This window comes from Rhodococcus sp. NPDC060086 (assembly GCF_042730275.1).
Classification (GTDB): Bacteria; Actinomycetota; Actinomycetes; order Mycobacteriales; family Mycobacteriaceae; genus Rhodococcus.
Map to the genome: position 1 here is coordinate 159,710 of NZ_JBHWWZ010000004.1, position 25,501 is coordinate 185,210.

A 25,501-nucleotide genomic window follows, 5' to 3' on the forward strand; every position below is an offset into this window, starting at 1 on the left:
CGTAACCGGGCCCATGCAGCGTTCTGTCAGGAGTGCGAACTATGCGGAAAGGCCGCGAGGGCGGAGGAGCGTCGTCCAGAGGTGGCGCAGCATCGACACGAACACCACCAGCCACACCGCCGCTGCGACCCACAGTTCGGCCGCACCGACCGCACCGACGAGTGGCAGGTCATCGGCCTGGCCGAGATAGATCCCCGCGACGGCGTACATGCCGAGAGGAAAGACGATCGACCACAGCGACGAGTCGTACGTCAACGGCACCTTGTGGACGCGATGCCGCCACCAACCGGCCGCGATGAGAGGCGGGAACAGCCACGTGGCGAACGCCCAGATCACCACGGCGAGGCCGGCGATCAATCCACGGGTGGCGTCGACCATGGGTGCGTCGTCCATCTCGACGATCCGCGCACCGGCTACCACGGTGATCGAACAGGCACCCATCGCGACCCAGTACGGTGCGGTCAGGTCGGTGGGGCGTAGCGGATACTGCAGCATCCGTGCGCCGACGAATATCCCGGCCGCGGCGTACAGGAACAGACCCACTGCCCAGGCGAAGACCGCGACCGCAGCCAGCAGCCGGTTCAGGTCCTGGTAGACGGGCTGCAACGTGGCTGCGGCGATGGCCACCGATTCGCTGGCCACCACCCAGATGAACCAGGTGCCGTTGGCCTTGGCGAGCACGGGGCGCTGCGTGGTGCCGAGAACCGCGGTCCACGGAATGACGTATCCGAGGACCAGCCAGGTCAGTGCGGCGACGACGAGCAGCACTGCGGCGGTCGAATGCCAGCCCTGCATCATCAGGCGCACACCCAGCACGTTGCTGCCTGCGATGAAGGTGAAGAACCCGAACGCCCGCGACGAATCGGCCATGTCCGCGCGCAGGGCACTTCGGAACGACACGAGTCGCCAGGTCGAGAACACCACCAGTACTGCGAAGGCGACGGCCGCGACGATCAGCAGGGCCAGCGAGGCGACGTCGAATCCGCGGAGATGGAGGCCGATCGAGATGATCCCGCTGGACATGACGAGAGCGAAGTAACCGGGTGCGAGCGACCGGACCGCCGCGCTCGAGCGGGTCGAGAAGTCCACGTCGGGGACCTTACTTCAGCAACCGCGACATCCTGCGGTCGGCGAGGATCCTCCCGCCGGTCTGGCAGGTGGGGCAGTACTGGAAGGACCGTTCGGAGTACGACACCTCGCGGACGGTGTCGCCGCAGATCGGGCACGGCAGCCCTGTCCGGGCATGCACGCGCAACCCCGAGCGTTTCTCCCCTTTCAGCCGGGCGGCGTCCTGGCCCACCGACCTGTCGACGGCGTCGATGAGGACCGAGCGCATCGCGTCGTAGAGCACAGCGACCTGTTCGCCGGTAAGGCGCGACGCGGTGGCGAAGGGTGACAACCGGGCGACATGCAGGATCTCGTCGGAGTACGCATTGCCGATCCCGGCGAGCACCGACTGGTCGACGAGAAGAGTCTTCAGCCGTGCAGTACTGCCTGCGAGCAGTGCGCCGAACTCGTCGGCGGTCACGGCGAGGGCGTCCGGCCCGAGCCGCGCGATACCCCGGACGTGGGCCGGGTCGCGGACGACCCAGACCGCCAGGCGTTTCTTGGTGCCGGCCTCGGTGAGATCGAACGCGGGGGTGGAGGCGTCGGGGCGGAACAGGTGCACGCGCAGCGCGAGCGGCCCCTTGCCGAGCTTCGGTGGTGCCTGCGACGGCTCGCCCCGCCACCGCAGCCACCCGGCCCGCGACAGGTGAGTGATCAGCGACAGATCACCGCAGTCGACGGAGAGGAACTTGCCGAACCGGCGGGCGCCGGTGACATCGTGGCCTTGCAGAGCGGTGATCGGGGGATCGGCGGTCTGCAACACGCTGAGCGCCGCGACGTCGATGCGACCCACCACCGACCCGAGCGCGTGTTCTCGCAGGAACACGGCGAGTGCTTCCACTTCGGGGAGCTCCGGCATGCGGTAAGGCTACTTCGTAGAGCTCCGCCTAGACTGCTGTTCGTGACTGTCCCGACGCCGTACGAAGATCTGTTGCGCCTGGTCCTGGACACCGGGACGCCGAAGTCCGACCGCACCGGCACCGGCACACGCAGCCTGTTCGGACACCAGATGCGCTTCGACCTCGCGCAGGGCTTCCCTTTGATCACGACGAAGAAGGTCCACCTCAAGTCGATCGTGTACGAGTTGCTGTGGTTCCTTCGCGGCGACTCGAACGTGAAGTGGCTGCAGGAACACGGAGTGACGATCTGGGACGAGTGGGCATCCGAGGAGGGTGAACTCGGACCCGTCTACGGCGTTCAGTGGCGCTCGTGGCCGACACCCGACGGGCAGCACATCGACCAGATCTCCGGCGTCATCGACACGATCCGGAACAACCCCGATTCGCGTCGCATGATCGTCTCGGCGTGGAACGTCGCGGACCTCGACGACATGGCGCTCATGCCGTGCCACGCGTTCTTCCAGTTCTACGTCGCCGACGGCAAGCTCAGCTGCCAGCTGTACCAGCGCAGCGCCGACATGTTCCTCGGCGTGCCGTTCAACATCGCCAGCTACGCGCTGCTCACCCACATGGTGGCGCAGCAGACCGGGCTCGAGGTGGGCGAGTTCATCTGGACCGGCGGCGACTGCCACATCTACGACAACCACATCGAGCAGGTCACCGAGCAGCTCACCCGCGAGGCATACCCGTATCCGACGTTGAAGCTGGCGCAGCGCGACTCCATCTTCGACTACCGCTTCGACGATGTCGAGATCGTCGACTATCGGCATCACCCCGCGATCAAGGCACCGGTGGCGGTGTGAGCGACCACGTCACGCTGATCTGGGCGCAGGCCCACGGTGGTGTGATCGGCCGCGACGGCGCGATCCCGTGGCACATCCCCGAAGACATGGCGTTCTTCAAGAACGCGACGATGGGCCTGCCCGTCGTGATGGGTCGCCTCACCTGGGACTCGTTGCCGGAGCGATTCCGGCCGCTGCCCGGTCGCCGGAACGTCGTGATCACCCGCAATCCCGAGTGGGCGGCCGACGGCGCTGTCACCGCGTCGAGCGTCGACGAGGCGCTGAAGGCGGTCGACGGTGAGGTCGTCGTGATGGGCGGTGGCCAGATCTACGCGCAGGCCATGGAACATGCGACGCATTTGCTCGTCACGGAGGTCGATCTCGAGGTCGACGGCGACGCGGTCGCGCCGGCGATCGGGCCGGAGTGGACCCCTGCAGACACAGGCGAATGGACGACGTCGACGTCCGGAACGCGATTCCGCTGGATCAGGTACATCCGAATCTGAGTGTCGCGTCTTCCGGTGCGCCATACTGCGAACCATGGACAAGCTCTCGCTCACCGCACTGGCTCGCCAGCAACTGAAACTCGCCGCCACTTCGAGCAGCGGACGCAGCTCGCACACCGTCTTCGGTGGGCACGCCAAGAGCCTGCGGCAGACCGTCGTCGCATTGCAGGCCGGCCGCGAACTGCGCGAGCACGACAGCCCGGGCGAGGCGACCCTGCAGGTCCTCAGCGGTCAACTCCAGCTGATCGCGGGAGAGGATTCGTGGAAGGGGTCGTCGGGAGATCTGTTGATCATCCCGGCCGCGCGACACAGCGTCGAAGCACTCGAGGATGTTGTCTTCATCCTCACCGTGTCCATGTGAGCGCGGTGTCCATGTGAGTGCAGTGTCCGTGTGAGAAACAGTGGCTACCCGAGAGCGGTGTCTACCCGAGTGCGGCGGCGTAGCCCCGGTAGCCCTCCCACGCGAGCCGACGTTCGCTTCGAGGATCGTGCTCGACGCGGGTCGGCACGTCGAACACCATGGTCGCGCGGTCGGTTTCGTCGTAGTGCGGCCACGACGGCAACGGCTCGCCGTGTCGCGCGAACTGCAGCCACTGCCGCTGCACCGATGCGGAGACCGCCCGCAGATTGCGACGCCCGCCCGCGGAGGTCAGGAGTTTGCCCAGCAGTTCGTCTGCTTGCCCGAACACAGCGAACAATTCGACGGCGTGCGTGGCGTCGAAGCCCGTCCACCGCAGCAGGCGGGGAGCGAAATCGTAGCGGTAGGTGAACGTCGGTGCATGCCGGGCGTGGGCCTGCGCGATCTGCACCGACGGATACCAGAAGGTGGTGTCGCCGCCGAGGTCGATGGCGGCGCGTTCCGAGGGATAACCGGGATACGCGGCAGTGACACGAGCGTGCGCGTCGGGATCGGTGCCCGCGAACATCTTGTCGATTCGCTGCGGGTTGGTGGGAAGCGCGTCGAGGAACCGCGGAAACAGCGCGCCCTCGCGGTCGTTGGTGCCGATGATCAGGGGAACCGCGTGTGCGGTGCCCTTCTCGTACGCCTCGAGCGGAAAAACCGGCAGGTAGTCGCCGTCGACGACCGGACCGAACGGATGCAGCCCCGGCGTCGAACGCAGGACCGACGCGCCGACGCGAGAGCCCGTACGACCCAGTTCGGCCGGTGTTGCGTCCGACAGTGCCTTCGCTGCGGAGTCTGTGTCGGCGCCGAGCAGCTCGATGAAGCGTCGACCCCATTCGCGGCTGCGGTCGACGGTGTTCACCAGTCCCGGCGCGGGGCTCTGCGCGATGGCCCGCGCGAACAGTCCCCGCGCGGCAGGGGTCGCGAGGAGGGTGGTGACCGACGTGCCGCCCGCGGACTCACCGAATATGGTCACGTTGCCGGGGTCTCCGCCGAACGCGGCGATGTTGCGCTGAACCCATTCGAGCGCGGCCACCTGGTCGCGCAGGCCGAGGTTGGAAGCGAAAGGCCCCGATGCGTCGGAGAATTCGGAGAAGTCGAGGTAGCCGAGCGCACCGAGACGGTAGTTGAGTGAGACGTACACGATGTCGCCGCCGCGTACGAGGGATTCGCCGCCGTAGAGCGACAACGCGCTGGTTCCCATGGTGAAGGCGCCGCCGTGGATGAACATCATCACCGGCCGTGGCGCGTGGACGTTGCCCGTCGGGGCGAGCACGTTGAGTGTCAGGCAGTCCTCGCCGGCGGTGACACGGGTGCCTGCGCCTGTCACGAGGCCGCGCGGATGTTGGCTCGCGGCGTTCCCGAAGCGTGTCGCATCGAGGACACCCGGCCACGGCTCCACGGGTTGCGGCGCGCGCAGTCGCAGCGGACCGACCGGAGGCGCGGCGTAGGGGATGCCCCGCCACGCGAGGAGGTCGCCGCTGCGGACTCCGCGGACGGTGCCATCCGGGGTTGTGACGAGCGTCTCGGACATGATCTCCGCACTCTACGTGACGGCCTGTCGCAGCGGGGGTCGGTGGAGGACGCGCATGTCCGGTAATGCCCGGTTTTCCCGGGTCCGATAATGTCGCGTCCGATGCAGGAGAGGAGGCGTTGGTGACAGGGACCCGGACCACGCAGCCTGCGCACTCCACTGCAACGACGACCGGTTCTGCGGTTGTCGACGTGGATGTGCTGGTAGAGGCGTCGGTGAAGGTGCTGCGCGCCTACGGCCGCAATGCCACGGCCGACCTCGCCCTGGCCAAATCGAAGGCGTCTGTGCAGCGTCGCACCGTCGTCGTGGTCGGTGAGGTGCAGCGCGGTAAGAGCGCGCTCGTCAACGCGCTCGTCGGGGAACTCGATGCGTCGCCGTCCGCGGTCGAAACCACGACGTCCGCAGCGGTGCGGTTCGTTCCGCCCGACGATCGGCACCCACCGGGATCCGCTGAACTGCTGTACGCCGATCGGAGCGTGCCGATCGCCCGCGCCGAACTCCCGGACTGGATCACGAGCACCGGTGCGCGCGTCTCCGATCCCACGATCGAAGACCTGCCGACCGGCGCGGTCGTCGCGATCGCGCGGCCGGTGCTCGGCGGTGCTGTCGTCGTGGACACCCCGGGTTCCGGTGGGCTCGTCGCCTCTCACACGGCGCTCGCGACCCAGTCGGCACGCCAGGCCTCCGTTCTGGTGATGGTGTGTGACGCCTCCACACCCCTGACCGAACCCGAGATGAATTTCCTGCGCGATGCGTCCGCGTCGGTGGAATCGGTGGTCGTCGCAGTCACCAAGACCGACAAGAACCTGCGACGGTGGCGTCCGATCGTGGCCGAGGACCGCATGTTGATCGAACGTCACCTGCAGCGGCAGATACCGGTGCTGGGCGTGTCGAGCCTGCGTGCCGGACTCGCCGCGCAGATGCCACCCGGTCCTGCGAGGGATCGAGCCGAACGTGCGTCGGGCATCATCGAACTGCGCGAGCAGATCGATGTCCTGCTCGACGAGAGAGCCGAACTGCCCCAGGCGGATACGCTTCGCACCCTCCTCGAGGGGCTTCGTCGCGTCGATGAACGGGTTGCCTCGGATATCGCGGTCGTCGAAGACAGCGCCACCGCCACCGCCGATCTCACCGCGGAATGCGATCGTCTGCAGGACCTGAAGAATCGGTCGCAGCAGTGGGAGCAGTACCTCGCTCGTGATCTGACGCTGGCCCGCCAGGCCGCGCTGACCCACCTCGACGGGGAACTCGACCGGATCAGACAGCAGTGGACCACTCGGGTCAACAAGTCGTCGCTCGAGGTGATGCGGCGCAGCGCACAGAGTTTCACCGCCGACATGCAGACCGATCTGCTCGCGGCAATGGAATCGGCGGCGCAGGTGTTCCTCGAACGCCTCGAAGCGATCGTTGCGGAACTGTTCGGCCCGAATTCACCGCAGTGGTCGGAGATCCGCGAACTCGTGTGGGCTGGGATGCAGACGGGCACCATCAGCGCGGGAGAGGTCGGCTCGAAGCGTCAGGGACTGCTCGACCCGAGTGTGCTGACGATGGGCATGATCGGCACATCGATGCTCGGCGCGGTCATCGGTGTCGGTGCCGTGGCCGGAGTGGTGTGGGTGGCTGTCAATCTCGGTTACAAGGCGATGCGGACGGGAAAGACCAACCTGCTCAACTGGTTGCGTGAGACCTTGGCCGCGACCCGCACCAGCAGTTCACGCATGCTCGAGTCTGCGCTGTCGGTGGGGCGGCCGGAGATAGTGCTGCGCCACCGCGACGACCTCAAGGCCCGGATCGACGATCTGCAGAGCCAGTTGAAGGAAGCGCAGGAAGCGGCCCGGCTCGACACCGCGACCCGAGAGAAGACCCTCGAGCGGTTGGCGAAGAACCGGAAGATCGTGCAGAACCGGATCGACGCGATCGAGAAGCTGCTTGCGGGGTCCCAGGCTTCGGGGACGCTGAGTTCAGGGCTACAGAGTTGATGTATCAGGGCGGGGGCTCCCCGCGAAGCAACGACCCGGTGCACGCTCGAATCGAGTCGGCATTGCATTCCCTCGCGAATCTGGGCGGCGACCTTCCGTCGCACGCGTCGCGGATCGGGGCGATCCTGTTCTCGCCGCCGCGCATCGTCGTCGTCGGTCGTCTCAAGGCAGGTAAGTCGACGCTGGTCAATGCGCTGATCGGTGCGCCGCTGGCGGAGACGGCCGCGCTGGAGGCGACCAACGTCGTCACCGTCTACAGCAACGGGGCGCCGTCGCGCGCCGAGGTGGTCAAGCTCGACGGCAGCGTCGTCCCACAGCCCCTGAGTTTCGGGGGCACCGTCGAACCGGCCTTCCCGCCCACCGACATCGCCTATGTGCAGCGGTTTCTGCCGTCCCAGTCGCTGTCGGAGATCACCCTCATCGACACGCCGGGGCTTGCGACATTGACGGTCGACAACGCTGCCACGACGCGGCGCGCGTTGATCGACGGATACGAACAGACCCGCACGGCATCGGTGGATGCCGACGCGGCGATCTTCCTGTTCGATTCCGCACCGCGCGCCGACGAGGTCGACTTCCTGCACCAGCTCGGCTTCACCCCGCTGACGACGCTCGGGGTGCTCTCGCGCGCCGACGGATTCGGTGAGGGAGCGTTGGGCCGACGCGATCCGCTCGGCCACGCCGCCGAACATGCCGCGGTGCTGGCCGGCCAGTTGCCCGGACTCGTCGGCTCGGTGATTCCCGTCGCGGGACTGCTGGCGGAGACCAGCCACACGGGCCGGCTCACCGAGACCGATGCGCGGGCGTTGCGTTCGTTGGCGGGTCCGCCCGGTGGGGAGTTGTTCGACATCATCGATGTCGGCGACCCGATGCCGGTGGATGCACCGACCGTCGAGCGACTGCTCGACCTCGTCGGCGAGTACGGGCTCGTGCACGGACGGCAGGTGGCCACCGGTGGTGCGCACGCGCTGGGGGCCTGGCTGACCGAACGGTCGGGTATCGGCCGTCTCCGCGAGGTGCTGCACACTTCGCTGCGCGAATACGCGGTGCTGCAACGTGCCGGTCGGATCCTGCAGGAGATCGACTCGCTCGCCTACAGTCATCCCGCGCGGGAGCACATCCGGTCGATCGCATTCGGGCTGGAGAACGATCCTGCGTTGACTCCGGTGCTGTTGCTGCGGGCGTTGCGGGCGCTGTTGCGCGCGGATCCGTCGGCGCCGCTGGTCGCGGAGTTGGCCGACCTGTTGCGTGGTCGGACGTTCGCAGAGCGGTTGCGGATGCCCGCGTCGGCCCCCCCGGGTGCGATCCGCGACGCGGCGGCGCAGCGGCTCGCGGCCGTTCAGCAACGCACGTTGACCGCGTCCACCGCTGCCGAGGATGCGGCCCTGACGGTGCTCACCCGGGCCTATACCACCATCTGGCGGACCCACGGTTGATAACAGAATCGTATAGGGCATGATGTCGGACGAAACGGTGTGTTCGTAGAGGGGGTTCGTTGTCCGGCTGGATTCTGTCGATCGATTTCGGTGCATCGAATACTGTTGCTGCGCACACTAATCCGGTGCGCGGGACGGTCGAGTCGCTGGTTGTCGACGATGCGGTCCGGCCCCTCGAAGTTGTGTACGAGCGGACTCTCACCGCACATCACGGGCAACGTCCGAAGGTCGTGGTCCTGACTCATCCGGATTCCTGGTCGGAGCAGCAGGTACGGACGCTCGCCGACGCCGCGGCGCGGGCGGGAATCGATGCGCGCACGATCATGACGGTTTCCGAGGCGCGGGCAACGGTGGAGTACTGCACCCAGGGCAGGACGCTCCGGCGCGGGACGGTCCTCGCGGTGTGCGACGTCGGGGGTACCTCACTCGATACGGCCGTCGTCGTCGTGACCGACACCGGCGGGTTCGATGTGGTCGAGGCCCGAGGTGACGGCACCCTCGGTGGACGTACCCTCGACGCTGCCGTCCGCAGATGGGCCGAGGAGGTCTTCACCACGCGCGACCCCGGGTTCGCCACGCAGCTGAAACAGGCGCCGCTGGGCGTGCACCGCGAGTTCGACGAGCAGGCGCGGCGCGCCAAGGAATCGTTGACCGACGAGCACACGGCCACGATCGTCGTCACGCTGGACGGCTGCGACCACACCGTGACGCTCACCCGTGAGGACTTCGATGCGGCAATCACGCCGCACATCGACCGCGTGGTCGAGACGATGTGGGGCACATTGACCGATGCCGGATTCGGGGTGGAGGAACTCGGCGTCCTCTGTACCACCGGAGGCTCGGCGCGGATCCCACTGCTGACCAGAAGATTGGCGCACCTCGGGTCTCTCGCCACACCGAACAATCCCGCAGTGGTGGCAGAGGGTGCACTGATCGTGGCCGAGAACAGCAGACGGAGTCTGCGTGTCCGCGCGATCGGCTGGATTCGACCCGTGGGGATCGCGGTGGCAGGCGCTCTGGTCGTGGCCGGTGTGGCCCTCGCCGCGGTGCGCGGGCTTCCGGAGAACTCCGCTGCTCACGGGACCGGAACGACCCCGTCGACCGCTCAGCCGACGGTGGTTGCCGAGCACTGGTCGTAGTTCTCGTTCCGACCGATTGTCGTCACTCGGGAACATTTGCGGTTGCCGTGGCATCTCATTGTTGTCAGCACGGTGAGCAGCGAGAAACGAGGATATGATGGCGCAGAATCCTTACGGTGTCGGACCCGGATCCACGTCGGAGCAGGGACCGATCGCGAACCCCGCACTCGGCGACGGCGCGGTCGACCGTGACGGCAACGGGGTGGCCGACACCCTGTATGTCGACCTCGACGGCGACGGCCGCATCGATGGCGCACTGTTCGATCACAACGAGGACGGCGTGATCGACGAAGGCAATTTCGACATGGATGGCGACGGTATCGTCGACACGGTGATGATCGACGTCGACGGCGACGGCGTGGCCGACGTCATGGGTGTCGACTACGACCAGGACGGCTATGCCGACGAGGTCTACACACTCGAACCCGACACCGGATCGGCAGGGTCGCCCGACTCGACCGACCTGATGTGACCGACTCCGGGAAGGTGATGCGATGAACGACTCGGACGTCTCTCTGTGGGAGGCCTTGGGGCTGTCTCCCGACAGTGTCCTCGAACCGGTACCCGATGATCTGTGGGAGGCCGCTGTGGGAGCGGCGGTCGACCCGGACGCGGCGGTCGTCGCCTCCGAACTCGTACCCGAGCCGGTATCCGAGCTCGATGACGGCGACGGCATCATTCAGGACGACGGTGTGTCCCCGTGGGATGAGGACACCTCCGACATGTACGACGACCTCGATATCGACCTGGGTAATTCCGGCTCCGATGGACCGGACGAGCTCGACCAGGGATGGTGAACACCGGCCGAGGTCGAAGGCGGTACTCTACCGCCACGACGTGGGGGAGTAGATGAATGACGACGAGCTGATCGAGCGGTGCCGCGCCGGCGACACTGCAGCGTTCGGTGAGCTGGTGGGCGCCTATCGAACCAGGACCTGGGCGGTGTGCCTCCAGATCACCGGAAACAGGCACGACGCCGAGGACGCGCTCCAGGACGCGTTGACGGCGGCCTGGCAGAACCTCGACAAGTTCCGGGGCGCCGCGAAGTTCAGTACGTGGCTGCATCGCATCGCAGCGAATGCGGCCCTGGCCACCGTGCGTCGGCGTCGGGAGGTCACGGTCGACGAGATCGACCTCGGTGCAAGCTCCGAACCTTCGGTCGCCGATCGCGTCGTCGATGTCGACGCCGTGCGCCGCGCGCTCGCAGAGCTGCCCGACGAGTATCGCTCCGCGGTCGTGCTCCGTGAATACGCGCAGCTCAGCTATGCCGAAATCGCCGAACATCAAGGAATCCCGGTGCAGACCGTCAAGAGCCGCATCAATCGTGCGCGCACACGTCTGGTGGAGGCACTGGCCCCGACGGCCTGACTCTCACCAGTGCACAGGCTCGAGACCTCGCGCGGCGAGTTCGTCGTCGAGGCACCGGCGCAACGTCGCTCCGTCGGGGAATGCGTCCTCGTCCAGCGCGACCAGTGCGAGCGAATAGATGTTGCGGTTGCGGCTGAGGTACGACGACAGTTTTGTCGGTGTCGACACCTCCAGCTTCTCGAGACCGGGATGCATGGCGCGCATGGCGACACCACCGCTGCGATGCGGACCGAACGTGTCGAGCAGCGGCGGCGTGCGGCCGATGTTCGAGCACAGCAGATCGCGTTCTCCTGCCCCGCGGGCCAGGCGCGCGGCCAGCCGGTCGGGCATCAGCTGGAGGATCTCCTCCGGAATCCCGTACGGAGCACCTTCGGGCGGGGTGCGATAGGCCGCCGAGGCCTTGGTGCGCAATGTTGCAGGCGTGTCGCCGTCGTCGGCGACGACCTCCGTCATCGTCACCCCGTTCGACATCGTGGCGGTGTCACGTTTGTCGATCGGTACCGCGATGCGCAGCGGCAGCGTGATCCCCGCGCGTCGGGCGATGCCGGTGGTGAGCGAGAGGAACAGTGAGTTGGGGGTTCCGCCTGCGGTATTCGCCGCATCGTCCCATGCGGCGGCATCGACATCGACAAGTGCGGTGCGGGCCTTGGACCGCACTGGTCGCGAAGGTGGGGTCGGTGGAGAGGCCGGGGCGCTGCCGAGTGGGCGTCCGAAGCGGACGTTGCGCAGTCCCTTGGCGACCCGGCCGGTGAGCCTCAGGGCGTCGCGGAGATCGGAGTCGTGGGCGTCGGACGCTCCGTCGTTCTCGGTGGCGTCGATCTTCCCGGCAAGGGCATCGGCCACTGCTTCGATCAGTCCGCGAGCGTCGGTGAGGACGTGCGAGCACACGAGCGACACGACGGTGCCGCCGTCTGCGGTGGGTGCGGCGCCGAGCGCCCAGCCCGGTGCGCGCACGGGGTCGAGGTCGATCTCCGCTTGGGTATCGGCCCAGCCGAGGATCTCGCCTTCGCCGAGAGCATCGTTGGTGTAGCGCAAGGGGTACGTCACGGCGGTGGGTTCGAAGCGGGGGCGGGCACCGGGCACCTTCGAGCGCACGACCCGCCGCCCCAGCGGGCCGTGCGACAACGCGTCGTGCAGCGAGATGAGCAGGGGTGCTCCTACGTGGTCGTCGGTGCGCCACAGGCCTTGCATCACCGACGGCAGGCCGAGCCCTCGGTGCCGGTGGAGAAACAGTTCGTCCACCACGGTGAGGCGGTCGGTTTTATGGCCGACGTTGTCCTCGACGGTCCGGTCGTTGCGACGATTCACAAAGACGACGGTATCTCCGACTCGCTGTCCAGGTATCGACTCTCTTGACCCAAGTGATGAATCAAGGTTCAATTCTTGATGTGGCCTACCGTCGTACCCCTGCTGTGCAGCAACGACTCGACGCGCAACGCGATTCGATCGCATCCGCGGCGGTCGCACTGCTGACCGAACACGGGTACCAGGGGCTGTCCATCGCTGCCGTCGCGGAACAGGCCGGGGTTGCCACCGGCACCGTCTACCGGCATTTCACCGACAAATCCGATCTCATGATCCGAGTCTTCCGTGAGCAGTGCCGCCGCGAGGTCGACGCAGTCGAGGCCGTCGCCTCCGCGGGTTCGGCCGCCGAGCGTGTCGTGCGGGTCGTCGAGACGTTCGCTTCCCGCGCATTGCGGAAACCCACCCTCGCCTACGCGCTGCTCGCCGAACCCGTCGACGCTGCTGTCGACGCCGAGCGCCTCGTCTTCCGTCGCGCCTTCGCCGGTGCCTTCGCCGACGCGATCCGCCACGGCGTGACCACCGGCGAGCTTCCCCCGCAGGATCCCGAGCTCGTGGCCGCTGCCCTCGTCGGGGCAGTCGGCGAAGTCCTCACCGGCCCGCTCCGGGCCGGCGTCGCGTCCACCACCACCACCGTCCCCGATCTCGTCACCCTCGCGCTGCGGGCATCGGGCGCAGGCCCGATCCCGCCGCACCGGCACGAAGGAGCGCCACCATGACTTTCCCCGCCACCCACGACGTGTTCAACCAGGCCCCCGACCTGGTGCCGTACCAGGCGGCCGACGACCTGTCCCTGCTCGAAGGACTCCACAGGGAGGGCGCGGCCTGGGCGGAGGACGAGGTCCGTGAGCTCGGCGCACTCGCCGGGGGCGTCGAGGCGCAGACCTGGGGCAGGCTCGCGGACGAGCACCCGCCGGTGCTGCACACTCACGACCGGTACGGAAACCGGATCGACGAGGTCGAATTCCATCCGCACTGGCACGATCTGATGACCGTCGCCGTCGAGCACGGCCTGCACGGCGCACCCTGGCGCGACACCCGCCCCGGCGCGCACGTCGCCCGCGCCGCCAAGTTCTCCGTGTGGGGGCACGCCGACGCCGGGCACATGTGCCCGATCTCCATGACCTACGCCGCGATCCCCGCGCTGCGGCACAACCCCGAGCTCTCCGCGCTCTACGAACCGCTCCTCGCTGCCCCCCACTACGACTTCGGCCTGCGCGAACCGTCGTCCAAGCGCGGTCTCATCGCGGGCATGTCCATGACCGAGAAACAGGGCGGCTCCGACGTCCGCGCGAACACCACGACCGCGACCCCCAACGCCGACGGCACCCACACGATCGTCGGGCACAAGTGGTTCACCTCGGCGCCGATGTCCGACCTGTTCCTGACCCTGGCGAACACCGAGACCGGTTCGTCGTGTTTCCTGCTGCCGCGTGTACTGCCGGACGGCAGCCGCAACCGCATACACATCCAGCGTCTCAAGGACAAGCTCGGCAACAAGTCCAACGCGTCGTCCGAGATCGAATACCAGGGCGCGATCGGTTGGCTCGTCGGGGAGGAGGGCCGCGGCGTCAGCACGATCATCGAGATGGTCAACATGACCAGGCTCGACTGCGTGATCGGTTCGTCGACCGGCATGCGGGCGGCGACGCTGCGCGCCGTGCACCACGCGCGTCACCGCAAGGCGTTCGGTGCGCTGCTCATCGACCAGCCGCTCATGCGCAACGTCCTCGCCGATCTCGTCGTCGAATCCGAGGCGGCGACCACCGTGATGATGCGGCTCGCCGGAGCGACCGACCGCGCGGGCAGTGACGACCAGGAAGCGGCGTTGCGCCGGATCGCGTTGGCGATCACCAAGTACTGGGTGTGCAAACGCGCCCCCGCGCACAGCGCCGAAGCACTCGAATGCCTCGGTGGCAACGGCTACGTCGAGGACTCGGGCATGCCGCGGTTGTATCGGGAGGCACCGCTCATGTCCATCTGGGAGGGCTCGGGCAACGTCGCTGCACTCGACGCACTTCGCGCGATGGTCAAACAACCCGACAGCGTCGAAGCGTTCTTCTCCGAGGTCCGACTGGCGCAGGGCGCCGACAGCCGACTCGACGACGCGATCTCCCGCGTCGGAAAGGAACTCGCCGACTTCGAGAACATCGAATACCGCGCCCGACGCATCGTCGAACTCATGGCGCTGGTGCTGCAGGGCGCCCAGTTGGTCCGGCACGGTCATCCGGCGGTCGCCGACGCGTTCTGCGCGAGCCGACTCGATTCCGACTGGGGAATCGCACTGGGCACTCTGCCCACAGGAGTCGACACCGCGGGCATACTGTCTCGAATCTGACGACTGCTGAACTCAATTTCGGTGCCTGACCGGCGCGAATATTCAAGGCATACTGGAAACCAACGTCCCAGAAACGATTGCGGGTGGTGCCCGTCATGATCAGCAGCACGCAGTGGCGGGGGTGGGGGGAAGACGTCGCGTTGGCAGTCACCGAGTGCGCGGCACTCGGTGAAGCCGAAGAGCTCGTGCGGTCAGTGATCGCAGAATCCGCGGCCGCATGCGACCTGCAACGCGGCGACGCGGAGATCCACGCCGTGAACCTGGCCCAGGGCACACCGGTGCGCGTGAGCCCCAGGCTGGCAGCACTCCTGCGGTCGGCGCTGTGGGCCGCGCGGATGACCGACGGCGCGGTCGATCCCGTTGCGGGCGACGACGCGATGCTCGACGAGAAGTCGGTGCCTCCGATCCATCCGATTCCGCGCTATCTCGACGTGCAGCTCGACGACGACACGGTCCTCGCACCGTGGGGCGCGAGCCTCGACATCACCGCCACCGCGCACGCCGACGTCGCCGACAGGGCGGCGACGCTCGTCGCGACCGTCCTCGAATGCGGGGTCCTGGTGCAGATGGGGGAGACGATCGCGACAGCAGGACACTGCCCGGCGGGCGGGTGGCAGGTGTCGCTGCCCGACCACGGGATCGTCGAGCTCCCGACAGGTGCCGCGATGAGTTCGCGGGCAACGGCCGGTGACGAGGAGTTGTGGAGCACGGTCACCGTCATGGCAGCGGATGCGGTGTGGGCGGACGCCGCTGCGGCGACGGCCCTGCACCGGGGAATCGGGGCGCTGTCCTGGCTCGAACAGTACGAACTCCCGGGCCGGCTCATCGATTCGAGGGGGCGGATCCACACGACGCCGACCTGGTCGGATCCGCGCGCGGCCTGATACGCGTCACTCTTCGCGCATCCGGTGGTACGTCCGGATGAGTGCGTCGGTGGAGGTGTCGCCGGTTGCGGGTTCGTCGCCGCCGGACAATGCCGGCTGCAGTGCTGTGGCCTGGACCTTTCCCAGCTCCACGCCCCACTGATCGAACGAATCGATACCCCACACCACACCCTGTACGAACACCTGGTGCTCGTACAACGCGATCAGCTGACCGAGGGTGGACGGCGACAGTTGCGGCGCGAGGATCGTCGTCGAGGGCCGATTGCCGGGCATCACCTTGTGCGGCACGAGCACATCCGCGGTGCCCTCGGCGCGGATCTGCTCCGCAGACTTCCCGAACGCCAGCACCTTCGACTGCGCCAGCATGTTCGCCATCAGGATCGCGTGCATCGATCCGTTGCCGTCGAGGCCGGGTAGGTCGTCGAGTGCCCGTGCGAACCCGATGAAATCGGCGGGCACCAGATGCGTGCCCTGATGCAACAACTGATAGAACGCGTGCTGCCCGTTCGTGCCCGGCTCACCCCAGAAGATCTCACCGGTCGCGCATTCGACGGCAGACCCGTCGACCCGTACCGACTTGCCGTTCGACTCCATCGTCAGCTGCTGCAGATACGCCGGAAACCGCACCAGATCATTGGCATACGGCAACACCGCCCGCGACTCCGCGCCGAGGAAACTCGTGTACCACAGGCCCAGCATCCCGAGCAGAACCGGCGCGTTCTCTTCCAGCGGTGCCGTGCGGAAATGAGTGTCCATCGTGTGGAAACCCGCCAGGAATTCCCCGAACCGCTCTCGGCCGATCGCGCACATCACCGCCAGCCCGATCGCCGAATCCACTGAGTAGCGGCCACCCACCCAATCCCAGAATCCGAACATGTTCGCCGGATCGATCCCGAACTCGGCGACCCGTTCGCGATGCGTCGAAACCGCGACGAAATGCGATGCGACCGCGTCGTCTCCGAGCGCGGCGATCAACCATCGTCGCGCGGCTGTCGCGTTCGAGAGGGTTTCGAGTGTCGAGAAGGTCTTCGACGCCACCACGAACAGCGTCGACGCGGGGTCGAGTCCGGTGAGCCGCGCTCTCAGATCCGCCGGATCCACATTCGACACGAACCGCACCTCGGGGCCGTCGGCATAGTGCCGCATCGCGCGGGTGACCATCACCGGCCCCAGATCGGAGCCGCCGATTCCGATGTTGACGACCGTCGAAATCCGTTCACCGGTGGCGCCGCGCCACTGACCCGAACGCACGCGATCGGTGAACGCACCCATTGCGTCGAGCACCTCGTGGACCTGCGCGACCACGTCCTCGCCGTCGACCACCAGCGACGACCCGCGGGGCAGCCGCAGGGCGGTGTGCAGGACCGAGCGGTCCTCGGTCACGTTGATCCGCTCGCCGGCGAACATCGCGTCGCGGCGGTCCTCGATCTGTGCGGCCCGCGCGAGATCGAGCAGCAACTCGAGGGTTCGGTCGGTGATCCGATGCTTGCTGTAGTCGATCGCCAGATCACCCGCGGAGGTGTGCATCCGGATGGCACGCTGAGGGTCCTGCTCGAAGAGGTCCCGCAGATGTATCGACTCGACCTCCGTCCGGTGCGCGGCGAGTTGCTGCCATTCGACGGTGGACGTGATGTCGATCATGCGAGAAGACTAACTCTCACCTGCGGTTACCGCCGGGTTGATGACGAACGGTGTCCTATCAAGCATTATAAGGAAATGGACACCGCAGAGTTGATCCGTTCCCTTCCCACAGACCTGTTCCTCGGCGGCCGCTGGGTAGCCGCGGAAGGGGGTGCCACCTTCGCCGTCCGCGATCCGGCCACCGGCGACGAACTGACCCGAGTGGCAGATGCTTCGCCCGGTGACGCCGCCAGAGCACTCGACGCGGCCGTGGCGGCCGGACGCGACTGGGCGGCGACCCCTCCGCGTCAGCGCGGCGAGATCCTCCGGAGCGCGTTCGAAAAGATCACCGCGCGTGCCGACGACTTTGCCCACCTCATGTCGCTCGAGATGGGCAAAGCGCTCCCCGAGAGCCGATCCGAAGTCGCCTACGGCGCCGAGTTCCTGCGATGGTTCTCCGAGGAAGCGGTCCGCATCGCCGGTCGCTACACCCAGTCCCCGGCCGGGACGGGACGCATCCTCGTCACGAAGCAGCCGGTGGGGCCGTGCCTCGCCATCACACCGTGGAACTTCCCCCTCGCGATGGGCACCCGCAAGATCGGCCCCGCGCTCGCGGCCGGCTGCACCATGCTGGTCAAACCCGCATCCGAAACCCCGCTGACGCTGCTGTTGCTCGCACAGATCTTCGCCGAGGCAGGTCTTCCCGAAGGCGTGCTGTCGGTGCTACCGACGTCCCACGCGAGCGCGGTCACCGGACCCCTGCTCGAGGACCCGCGGCTGCGGAAGCTCACCTTCACCGGATCGACCGGGGTGGGCCGCTCACTTGCCGAAGCCGCAGGCCGGTCGCTGCTGCGCACCTCACTCGAACTCGGCGGCAACGCACCGTTCCTGGTGTTCGACGACGCCGACCTCGACGCTGCCGTCGACGGCGCCGTGGCCGCGAAACTCCGCAACGGCGGCGAAGCCTGCACCGCCGCGAACCGATTCCACGTCGCGAACTCCGTCAAGGAAGAATTCGTCACCAAGCTGCTCGAACGGATGTCGACCTACCGGATGGGGCCCGGCACCGACCCGGACACGACGCTCGGACCCCTGATCAACGAATCCCAGCGGAACACCGTCATCGAACTCGTCGACGACGCGGTCTCGGCCGGTGCACGAGTGCGCCTCGGCGGTCAGGTCCCGGACGGTCCGGGATGGTTCTATCCCGCAACCGTGATCGACGACGTCCCGCAGCAGGCCCGCATCCTGCGCGAGGAAGTGTTCGGGCCCGTCGCCGCGATCAGCGGGTTCGACACGGAGGACGAAGCGATTGCAGCCGCCAATGCCACCGAGTACGGGCTGGCGGCGTATGCCTTCACCAACGATCTGGACCGAGCGCTGCGCCTCTCGGACGCGATCGATTCCGGCATCCTGGGCGTCAACCGCGGAGTGGTCTCCGACGTGGCCGCGCCGTTCGGCGGTGTCAAGGATTCCGGACTCGGCCGGGAAGGCGGAAGCGAAGGTATCGAGGAATACCTCGATACCAAGTACATCGCCTTGCAGTGAACCGACCGTCTTGCAGTGACCGGGACTAGTGGCCGAGGCGTCCCCGGCCGAGGCGCAGCAGCAGCATCGCCAGGGTGTGGCCCTCCTGGCCGAGCTCGCTGAAGCGCTCGAGCACCTTCATCTCGCGGCTGTGGACGAGCCTGGTACCACCGGAGGCCATGCGCGTACGGCCGATCAGGCGGGACACCTCGGCGCGGCGCTTGACGGCGGCCAGGATCTCCGCGTCGAGGCGGTCGATCTCCTGGCGGAGCTCATCGATCTCGGCCTCGGTGGTGGGCACGGGGTCGGTTGCGACACCGTTCGGGGTGGCAGCTCCGTCGGACATGGAAGCGTCGATGTTCGTACTCATGTCATCTCCTCGCGTCAGCTCTGAAATCGTCCGGGAAACGGGGGCTGTTACCGGAATCGGGAAACGTCGGTGGTCGAGACGCGAAACCGACCGTACGATCGCAGCTCGGCCGAACGAAGGACACATGACATAGCGTCCAGTTTGCCACTCGGACACCTCGCGGCCAAGTCGGATTCGATGTCCGACCCGTCCGGTAGTTTGGGAAGACGATGAACACTCCTGCAGCGCTCGCCCATTCGCTCCCCGCTTCCGACGCCCTCCTCGAGGGTCTCAATCCGCAACAGCGGGAAGCGGTCACCCACGAAGGTGCACCGCTGCTCATCGTCGCCGGAGCAGGTTCGGGTAAGACGGCCGTGCTCACCCGCCGGATCGCGTATCTGCTGGCCGAGCGCGGTGTAGCACCCGGGCAGGTGCTCGCCATCACGTTCACCAACAAGGCCGCGGCCGAGATGCGCGAGCGTGTCGCAGGCCTCGTCGGGCCGCGCGCGCATTCGATGTGGGTCTCGACGTTCCATTCGAGCTGCGTGCGGATTCTCCGGGCGCAATCGGCACTGCTGACCGGCATGAACTCCAACTTCACGATCTACGACTCCGACGACTCCCGTCGCCTGCTGACGATGATCGCGAAAGATCTCGAGCTCGACACCAAGAAGTACTCCGCCCGGCTGCTCGCCACCCAGATCTCGAACCTGAAGAACGAACTGATCGGCCCGGACGAGGCCACCGCCACCGCGAGCTCCGATCCCACTCCGCTCCCGAAACTCGTCGCGAGTGTGTACGCGCAGTATCAGAAGCGGTTGCGTGCGGCCAACGCATTCGACTTCGACGACCTCATCGGCGAGACGGTCGCGCTCCTGCAGGCGCATCCGCAGGTCACCGAGTACTACCGTCGTCGCTTCCGTCACGTTCTCGTCGACGAATACCAGGACACCAACCACGCGCAGTATGTACTCGTGCGCACACTGGTGGGCGATCCCGACGAACCGGCCGCTGTTCCGCCGAGCGAACTGTGTGTGGTGGGCGACGCCGACCAGTCGATCTACGCGTTCCGCGGCGCGACGATCCGCAACATCGAGGAATTCGAGCGCGACTACCCGCAGGCCCGCACGATCCTGCTCGAACAGAACTACCGGTCGACGCAGAACATCCTGTCGGCCGCGAACGCCGTCATCTCCCGCAACACCGGGCGCCGCGAGAAGCGATTGTGGACCGACGCAGGCGCAGGAGAAGCGATCACCGGCTACGTGGCCGACAACGAGCACGACGAAGCCCGATTCGTCGCCTCCGAGATCGACAGGCTGGTCGACACCGGCGAGGTCAAGTACTCCGACATTGCGGTCTTCTACCGCACCAACAACGCCTCCCGGCCCTTCGAAGACGTGTTCATCCGTCACGGTGTGCCCTACAAGGTGGTCGGGGGAGTGCGCTTCTACGAGCGCAAGGAGGTGCGCGACGCCGTCGCCTATCTGAAGGCGCTCGACAACCCCCACGACACCGTGAGTCTGCGTCGGATCCTCAACACCCCTCGGCGCGGTATCGGCGATCGCGCCGAGGCGTGTGTCGCCGTCCACGCAGAACGGCACGGTGTGAGTTTCGGGCAGGCACTGCTCGACGCGGCGGAAGGCAACGTCGCGTTGCTGAACACGCGCGCGCAGAAGGCGATCGCAGGCTTCGTCGGTATGCTCGACGACCTGCGGATGATGTTGAGCGAGACCGACGCCGACGGAAACGACGCGGCCGACATCGGCGACGTGGTCGAGGCGATCATCGAACGCACCGGCTACCGCGCCGAACTTGCCGCCAGCGACGACCCCCAGGACGGCACCCGCCTCGACAACCTGCACGAACTCGTCAGCGTCGCACGAGAATTCAGTTCTGACGCCCGCAACGCAGCCGGCGTGGTCGAGGTGGAACTCGAAGAAGGGGAGCCTGCTCCGGGTTCACTCGCGGCGTTCCTCGAGAAGGTGTCGCTGGTGGCCGATGCCGACCAGCTCCCCGACAACGACGACGGCGTCGTCACGCTCATGACGCTGCACACCGCGAAGGGCCTCGAGTTTCCGGTGGTGTTCGTAACCGGTTGGGAAGACGGGCAATTCCCGCACATGCGTGCACTCGGCGACCCGGCCGAGTTGTCCGAGGAAAGGCGCCTCGCGTACGTGGGGATCACCCGCGCGCGTCGTCGTCTCTATCTCTCTCGGGCGGTGCTGCGTTCGGCATGGGGGCAGCCGGTGACCAACCCGGAATCACGCTTCTTGCAAGAGGTTCCGCAAGAACTCGTCGATTGGCGCCGGACCGATCCGGGGCCGACGCGGGGAATGTCGATCGGTTCGGGAACGGGCTCACGATTCTCGGACGGCGAATCACGTTCGGCAACTCCGAGTTTCGGTGCCGCACGGGGGCGGAACAATCATCTCGTGCTCGCCGTCGGCGATCGCGTCACGCACGACAAGTACGGACTGGGATCGGTGCTCGAAACCAAGGGAGCCGGGCCCACGGCGACCGTGGTCATCGACTTCGGAAGTGCAGGCAAGGTGCGGCTGATGCTGGTCGGCGGTGTGCCGATGACCAAGCTCTGAGCGCAGTGCTCTTACTGCCAGTGCTCTTACTGCAGTGCTTTTGCTGCAGTGGTGTCGTGCTGTGCCGGCGGAGTGCCGAGGATCGGGCTCAGTCGCGGTTGAAACCGAGGGCGATGCCACGTGTCGCGAGCCACGGGATGGGGTCGATCTTGTCGACGCCGTTGAGGTGAACCTCGAAATGCAGGTGGGGGCCGGTGGAAAATCCACGGTTGCCCATGGTGGCGATCTGATCGCCTGCCATGACGTGCTGGCCGATGCTCACCATCGACTGGTCGATATGCCCGTACACGGTGACCGTGCCGTCGGCATGGAGTAAGCGGATCCACATACCGAAGCCCGATGCCGGGCCGGAGTCGATGACCTCACCGTCGGCCACCGCGAGGATCGGGGTACCGATCGGGCCCGCGATGTCGACTCCCGCGTGCAGGGTGCCCCAGCGGGCTCCGTAGTTCGAGGTGAAGGCGCCGACGGCAGGCAGAGCGAACAGGGGGCGACGGGCGGCCTCTTCGCGCGCTGCCCGCTCCTCGCTGAAACGCTGGCCCTTGGCGAGAAGATTGGAGAACTGCGACAGGTCGTTGGGATCCGCGATGTTGAGAACCTGAGGCGCCTGTGAGGCCGCTGCGCCGCCACTCGTGGAATCGGAGGCGAACTGTGCAGCCTGCGGCACGGCCGTCGCGGTGAGCGTGCTCGAGTTCGCGGTGTCGGCGGCGAGTGCGATCTCGGAAGTCTCGGGGCTCGAGCCGGAATTGCTGCTGGCGGCCTGTCCGGCGGCGACGACAGCGCCGGCGGCAACCGCGAAGACGGCTGCGCGACCCTTGAGTGCGGTGGGGGGTGTGGGGATGCGGTGGGCACCTGTACGGGGCGCGGGGGAGTTGACGTCCTCGACCGGCTCGCTGCCGTAGTACGTGGGTTGTGCCTTACCGGAGTTGCGGAAGTCGGTATCGCGGAAGTGCGGGGTATCGCGGAAGTGTGGGGCATCGGACGAGGCCCACGGATCCCAGGCCTCCGGTTCGGGGGTGGAGCGGCGAGCGGGGCTGCCGGTGATCTGGCTGCCTGGACGCATGCCGTCCTCCTTCATCGTGACCTCATCGTTACTTCAACTGGATGAGACGGTAACGAAACGGTCGCGTAGGTGGCAAGCCGTAGGACCGAACCAGGCCCTTATGTGACTGGCATCACAGTGTGGACCAGGTCGAATCGGGCCATTCCCCCGAGGTCACGAATCGAAACCCTCGGATATCGCTGAGGTTGCAGATGTGATCGGCAAGTGCGGCAGATTGCTGTGTGCGCGACCACCGGATCCCCCGTCGGGTGCCGGTCGTCATGTGGCATCGACCACCTGTCATTCTGGACGAGGTGGTCCTCTCGGTTGTCGTCCAGCTACCTTCCCGGAGGTAACCCCGTGAGGTAGTACGAGACCTGCGGATTCGGTGATGTGCGCCACAGAGTGCGGGCGCGGTCGTTTCGCAGGTCGTCCGAGAAACTAGAGTCCGAAATCGGCCCGCTCATTACCCCCGAGCGGGCGAGAACGCAGACGAGACGGTGAGCAGATGGATCTCTTCGAATACCAGGCGAAGGAACTCTTCGCCAAGCATGACGTGCCGACTTCGGCCGGCCGTGTGACCGACACCGTCGCCGGTGCCCGCGAGATCGCCGAGGAAATCGGCAAGCCCGTGATGGTCAAGGCGCAGGTCAAGGTCGGTGGCCGCGGCAAGGCTGGTGGCGTGAAGTACTCCGCCACTGCCGACGACGCTCAGACCCACGCCGAGAACATCCTCGGCCTCGACATCAAGGGTCACGTCGTCAAGAAGCTGCTGGTCGCAGAGGCGAGCGATATTGCGGAGGAGTACTACATCTCCTTCCTGCTCGACCGCACCAACCGCACCTACCTGGCCATGTGCTCGGTGGAGGGTGGCGTCGAGATCGAGGTCACCGCCGAGGAGAACCCCGACGCGCTCGCGAAGATCCAGGTGGATGCCGTCAAGGGTGTCGATCTCGCCTTCGCCCGCCGGATCGCCGAAGCGGGCAAGCTGCCCGCAGAGGTGCTCGACGCAGCTGCCAACACGATCCAGAAGCTCTGGGAGGTGTTCATCAAGGAGGACGCTCTCCTCGTCGAGGTGAACCCCCTCGTCCGCACCCCCGACGACCAGATCCTGGCGCTCGACGGCAAGGTGACGCTGGACGAGAACGCTGCGTTCCGTCAGCCCGGCCACGAGGCATTCGAGGATCGGGACGCCACCGACCCCCTCGAGCTCAAGGCCAAGGAGAACGACCTCAACTACGTCAAGCTCGACGGCGAGGTCGGCATCATCGGTAACGGTGCAGGCCTGGTCATGTCGACCCTGGACGTCGTCGCCTACGCCGGCGAGAAGCACGGCGGCGTCAAGCCCGCCAACTTCCTCGACATCGGCGGCGGCGCTTCGGCTGCCGTCATGGCTGCAGGCCTCGACGTCATCCTGAACGACGCGCAGGTCAAGAGCGTGTTCGTGAACGTCTTCGGCGGCATCACCGCGTGCGACGCGGTTGCCAACGGCATCGTCGGTGCCCTGAAGACCCTGGGCGACGAGGCCAACAAGCCGCTCGTCGTGCGCCTGGACGGCAACAACGTCGACGAGGGTCGGCGTATCCTCGCCGAGGCCGCTCACCCGCTGGTCACGGTCGTCGCAACCATGGACGAGGCTGCCGACAAGGCCGCCGAGCTCGCCTTCGCCGCGAAGTAAGGGACACACAGAACAATGGCAATCTTCCTGACCAAGGATTCCAAGGTCATCGTCCAGGGCATCACCGGCGGCGAAGGCACCAAGCACACCGCGCTGATGCTCAAGGCCGGCACCCAGGTCGTCGGTGGCGTCAACGCACGCAAGGCCGGCACGACGGTCTCGCACACCGACAAGGATGGCAATGCCGTCGAGCTGCCGGTCTTCGGCACCGTCGCCGAGGCCATGAAGGAGACCGGCGCGGACGTCTCGATCGCGTTCGTCCCCCCGGCCTTCTCCAAGGACGCCATCGTCGAAGCCATCGACGCGGAGATCCCGCTGCTCGTGGTCATCACCGAGGGCATCCCGGTGCAGGACTCCGCGTACGCGTGGGCCTACAACGTCGAGAAGGGCAACAAGACCCGGATCATCGGCCCCAACTGCCCCGGCATCATCACCCCCGGTGAGGCGCTCGTCGGCATCACCCCGGCGAACATCGCAGGCAAGGGCCCGGTCGGCCTGGTCTCCAAGTCCGGCACGCTGACCTACCAGATGATGTTCGAGCTCCGCGAGTACGGCTTCTCGACGGCCATCGGTATCGGCGGCGACCCGGTCGTCGGCACCACCCACATCGACGCCATCGAGGCGTTCGAGAAGGATCCCGAGACCAAGGTCATCGTGATGATCGGCGAAATCGGCGGCGACGCCGAGGAGCGCGCTGCCGACTACATCAAGGCCAACGTCACGAAGCCGGTCGTCGGCTACGTCGCGGGCTTCACCGCTCCCGAGGGCAAGACCATGGGCCACGCAGGCGCCATCGTCTCCGGCTCCTCGGGTACGGCCCAGGCCAAGAAGGACGCCCTCGAGGCTGCAGGCGTCAAGGTCGGCAAGACGCCGTCCGAGACCGCTGCCCTCGCGCGCGAGATCCTGGCTTCGCTCTGAGCCTGTAGCGCCTGAGCAGTTCCACCGCGGCGCCCTCGGGCTGGGCAGTGCGGGGCGTCCCGGTCATACGCGTACCTCCCAGTGAGCCTCGTG

The 25,501-nt window shown here is 66.9% G+C and carries 23 protein-coding genes; 16 read left to right on the forward strand and 7 right to left on the reverse strand.

Annotated elements, in window-relative coordinates; all coding sequences use genetic code 11:
- Nucleotides 1-39: 39 nt before the first annotated feature.
- Together ACFWB0_RS04765 and ACFWB0_RS04770 are read right to left on the reverse strand one after the other, a co-directional pair.
- Nucleotides 40-1,089, reverse strand: coding sequence for a tellurite resistance/C4-dicarboxylate transporter family protein (locus ACFWB0_RS04765; RefSeq protein ID WP_378489279.1), 1,050 nt, complete (start codon nt 1,087-1,089; stop codon nt 40-42).
- Between the two features lie 10 nt (nt 1,090-1,099).
- Nucleotides 1,100-1,966: an Fpg/Nei family DNA glycosylase gene (locus ACFWB0_RS04770; RefSeq protein ID WP_378489280.1), complete on the reverse strand. Its 867-nt coding sequence runs from the start codon at nt 1,964-1,966 to the stop codon at nt 1,100-1,102.
- 42 nt (nt 1,967-2,008) lie between these two features.
- Here ACFWB0_RS04770 and ACFWB0_RS04775 point away from each other — a divergent pair, with 42 nt between their 5' ends.
- The 3 genes from ACFWB0_RS04775 to ACFWB0_RS04785 are packed head-to-tail and all read left to right on the forward strand — an operon-like array spanning nt 2,009 to nt 3,655.
- Entirely contained in the window at nt 2,009-2,809 is an 801-nt protein-coding gene (locus ACFWB0_RS04775; RefSeq protein ID WP_378489281.1) for a thymidylate synthase, read from the forward strand.
- Entirely contained in the window at nt 2,806-3,294 is a 489-nt protein-coding gene (locus tag ACFWB0_RS04780) for a dihydrofolate reductase (RefSeq protein ID WP_378489282.1), read from the forward strand. The genes ACFWB0_RS04775 and ACFWB0_RS04780 overlap by 4 nt, the downstream gene beginning before the upstream one ends.
- 34 nt (nt 3,295-3,328) lie before the next feature.
- On the forward strand, nt 3,329-3,655 hold the full coding sequence (locus ACFWB0_RS04785; protein ID WP_378489283.1) for a cupin domain-containing protein: 327 nt from the start codon (nt 3,329-3,331) through the stop codon (nt 3,653-3,655).
- 61 nt (nt 3,656-3,716) lie between these two features.
- On the opposite strand, the gene ACFWB0_RS04790 is transcribed toward ACFWB0_RS04785, so the two are convergent.
- Nucleotides 3,717-5,234, reverse strand: coding sequence for a carboxylesterase/lipase family protein (locus ACFWB0_RS04790; RefSeq protein ID WP_378489310.1), 1,518 nt, complete (start codon nt 5,232-5,234; stop codon nt 3,717-3,719).
- A 119-nt stretch (nt 5,235-5,353) separates the two neighbouring features.
- Here ACFWB0_RS04790 and ACFWB0_RS04795 point away from each other — a divergent pair, with 119 nt between their 5' ends.
- From ACFWB0_RS04795 to ACFWB0_RS04820, 6 genes are all read left to right on the forward strand, one after another.
- Nucleotides 5,354-7,210 (forward strand): dynamin family protein, encoded by a 1,857-nt coding sequence (locus tag ACFWB0_RS04795; RefSeq protein ID WP_378489284.1) that lies wholly within the window; start codon nt 5,354-5,356, stop codon nt 7,208-7,210.
- A 38-nt stretch (nt 7,211-7,248) separates the two neighbouring features.
- Nucleotides 7,249-8,646 (forward strand): GTPase, encoded by a 1,398-nt coding sequence (locus ACFWB0_RS04800; protein ID WP_378489285.1) that lies wholly within the window; start codon nt 7,249-7,251, stop codon nt 8,644-8,646.
- A gap of 125 nt (nt 8,647-8,771) precedes the next feature.
- The gene (locus tag ACFWB0_RS04805; RefSeq protein ID WP_378489286.1) at nt 8,772-9,785 is read left to right on the forward strand and encodes an Hsp70 family protein; all 1,014 of its coding nucleotides are present in this window, start codon (nt 8,772-8,774) and stop codon (nt 9,783-9,785) included.
- A 97-nt stretch (nt 9,786-9,882) separates the two neighbouring features.
- Complete coding sequence (locus ACFWB0_RS04810) at nt 9,883-10,257, forward strand: hypothetical protein (RefSeq protein WP_378489287.1); 375 nt, start codon at nt 9,883-9,885, stop codon at nt 10,255-10,257.
- A gap of 22 nt (nt 10,258-10,279) precedes the next feature.
- Nucleotides 10,280-10,582, forward strand: a complete 303-nt coding sequence (locus ACFWB0_RS04815) for a hypothetical protein (RefSeq protein WP_378489288.1) — start codon at nt 10,280-10,282, stop codon at nt 10,580-10,582.
- 52 nt (nt 10,583-10,634) lie between these two features.
- Nucleotides 10,635-11,153, forward strand: a complete 519-nt coding sequence (locus ACFWB0_RS04820; protein WP_378489289.1) for an RNA polymerase sigma factor — start codon at nt 10,635-10,637, stop codon at nt 11,151-11,153.
- A 3-nt stretch (nt 11,154-11,156) separates the two neighbouring features.
- Here the strand turns inward: ACFWB0_RS04820 and ACFWB0_RS04825 are convergent, their stop codons facing one another.
- Nucleotides 11,157-12,461, reverse strand: coding sequence for a hypothetical protein (locus tag ACFWB0_RS04825; RefSeq protein ID WP_378489290.1), 1,305 nt, complete (start codon nt 12,459-12,461; stop codon nt 11,157-11,159).
- 80 nt (nt 12,462-12,541) lie between these two features.
- Here ACFWB0_RS04825 and ACFWB0_RS04830 point away from each other — a divergent pair, with 80 nt between their 5' ends.
- The 3 genes from ACFWB0_RS04830 to ACFWB0_RS04840 all read left to right on the forward strand — a co-directional run bounded on the left by ACFWB0_RS04830 (nt 12,542) and on the right by ACFWB0_RS04840 (nt 15,677).
- Nucleotides 12,542-13,174, forward strand: a complete 633-nt coding sequence (locus tag ACFWB0_RS04830; protein ID WP_378489291.1) for a TetR/AcrR family transcriptional regulator — start codon at nt 12,542-12,544, stop codon at nt 13,172-13,174.
- Nucleotides 13,171-14,793 carry an acyl-CoA dehydrogenase family protein gene (locus tag ACFWB0_RS04835; RefSeq protein ID WP_378489292.1) on the forward strand — a complete coding sequence of 541 codons (1,623 nt, stop codon included), beginning with the start codon at nt 13,171-13,173 and terminating at the stop codon, nt 14,791-14,793. Before ACFWB0_RS04830 ends, ACFWB0_RS04835 begins: the two co-directional genes overlap by 4 nt.
- 95 nt (nt 14,794-14,888) lie before the next feature.
- Nucleotides 14,889-15,677: an FAD:protein FMN transferase gene (locus ACFWB0_RS04840; RefSeq protein WP_378489293.1), complete on the forward strand. Its 789-nt coding sequence runs from the start codon at nt 14,889-14,891 to the stop codon at nt 15,675-15,677.
- A gap of 6 nt (nt 15,678-15,683) precedes the next feature.
- On the opposite strand, the gene pgi is transcribed toward ACFWB0_RS04840, so the two are convergent.
- Entirely contained in the window at nt 15,684-17,318 is a 1,635-nt protein-coding gene (gene pgi / locus ACFWB0_RS04845; protein WP_378489294.1) for a glucose-6-phosphate isomerase, read from the reverse strand.
- 75 nt (nt 17,319-17,393) lie between these two features.
- On the opposite strand from pgi, the gene ACFWB0_RS04850 reads away from it, so the two are divergent.
- Nucleotides 17,394-18,845, forward strand: coding sequence for an NAD-dependent succinate-semialdehyde dehydrogenase (locus ACFWB0_RS04850; RefSeq protein WP_378489295.1), 1,452 nt, complete (start codon nt 17,394-17,396; stop codon nt 18,843-18,845).
- Nucleotides 18,846-18,870: 25 nt separating this feature from the next.
- Here the strand turns inward: ACFWB0_RS04850 and ACFWB0_RS04855 are convergent, their stop codons facing one another.
- Complete coding sequence (locus tag ACFWB0_RS04855) at nt 18,871-19,170, reverse strand: chorismate mutase (protein WP_378489311.1); 300 nt, start codon at nt 19,168-19,170, stop codon at nt 18,871-18,873.
- Between the two features lie 233 nt (nt 19,171-19,403).
- Between ACFWB0_RS04855 and pcrA the strand changes: the two genes are divergently transcribed.
- Nucleotides 19,404-21,770, forward strand: coding sequence for a DNA helicase PcrA (pcrA, locus tag ACFWB0_RS04860; protein WP_378489296.1), 2,367 nt, complete (start codon nt 19,404-19,406; stop codon nt 21,768-21,770).
- 88 nt (nt 21,771-21,858) lie between these two features.
- Here pcrA and ACFWB0_RS04865 read toward each other — a convergent pair whose 3' ends face one another.
- On the reverse strand, nt 21,859-22,833 hold the full coding sequence (locus tag ACFWB0_RS04865) for a M23 family metallopeptidase (RefSeq protein WP_378489297.1): 975 nt from the start codon (nt 22,831-22,833) through the stop codon (nt 21,859-21,861).
- 487 nt (nt 22,834-23,320) lie between these two features.
- On the opposite strand from ACFWB0_RS04865, the gene sucC reads away from it, so the two are divergent.
- Complete coding sequence (gene sucC / locus ACFWB0_RS04870; RefSeq protein WP_378489298.1) at nt 23,321-24,490, forward strand: ADP-forming succinate--CoA ligase subunit beta; 1,170 nt, start codon at nt 23,321-23,323, stop codon at nt 24,488-24,490.
- Between the two features lie 15 nt (nt 24,491-24,505).
- Nucleotides 24,506-25,408, forward strand: a complete 903-nt coding sequence (gene sucD, locus ACFWB0_RS04875) for a succinate--CoA ligase subunit alpha (RefSeq protein ID WP_378489299.1) — start codon at nt 24,506-24,508, stop codon at nt 25,406-25,408.
- Nucleotides 25,409-25,501: the final 93 nt, after the last annotated feature.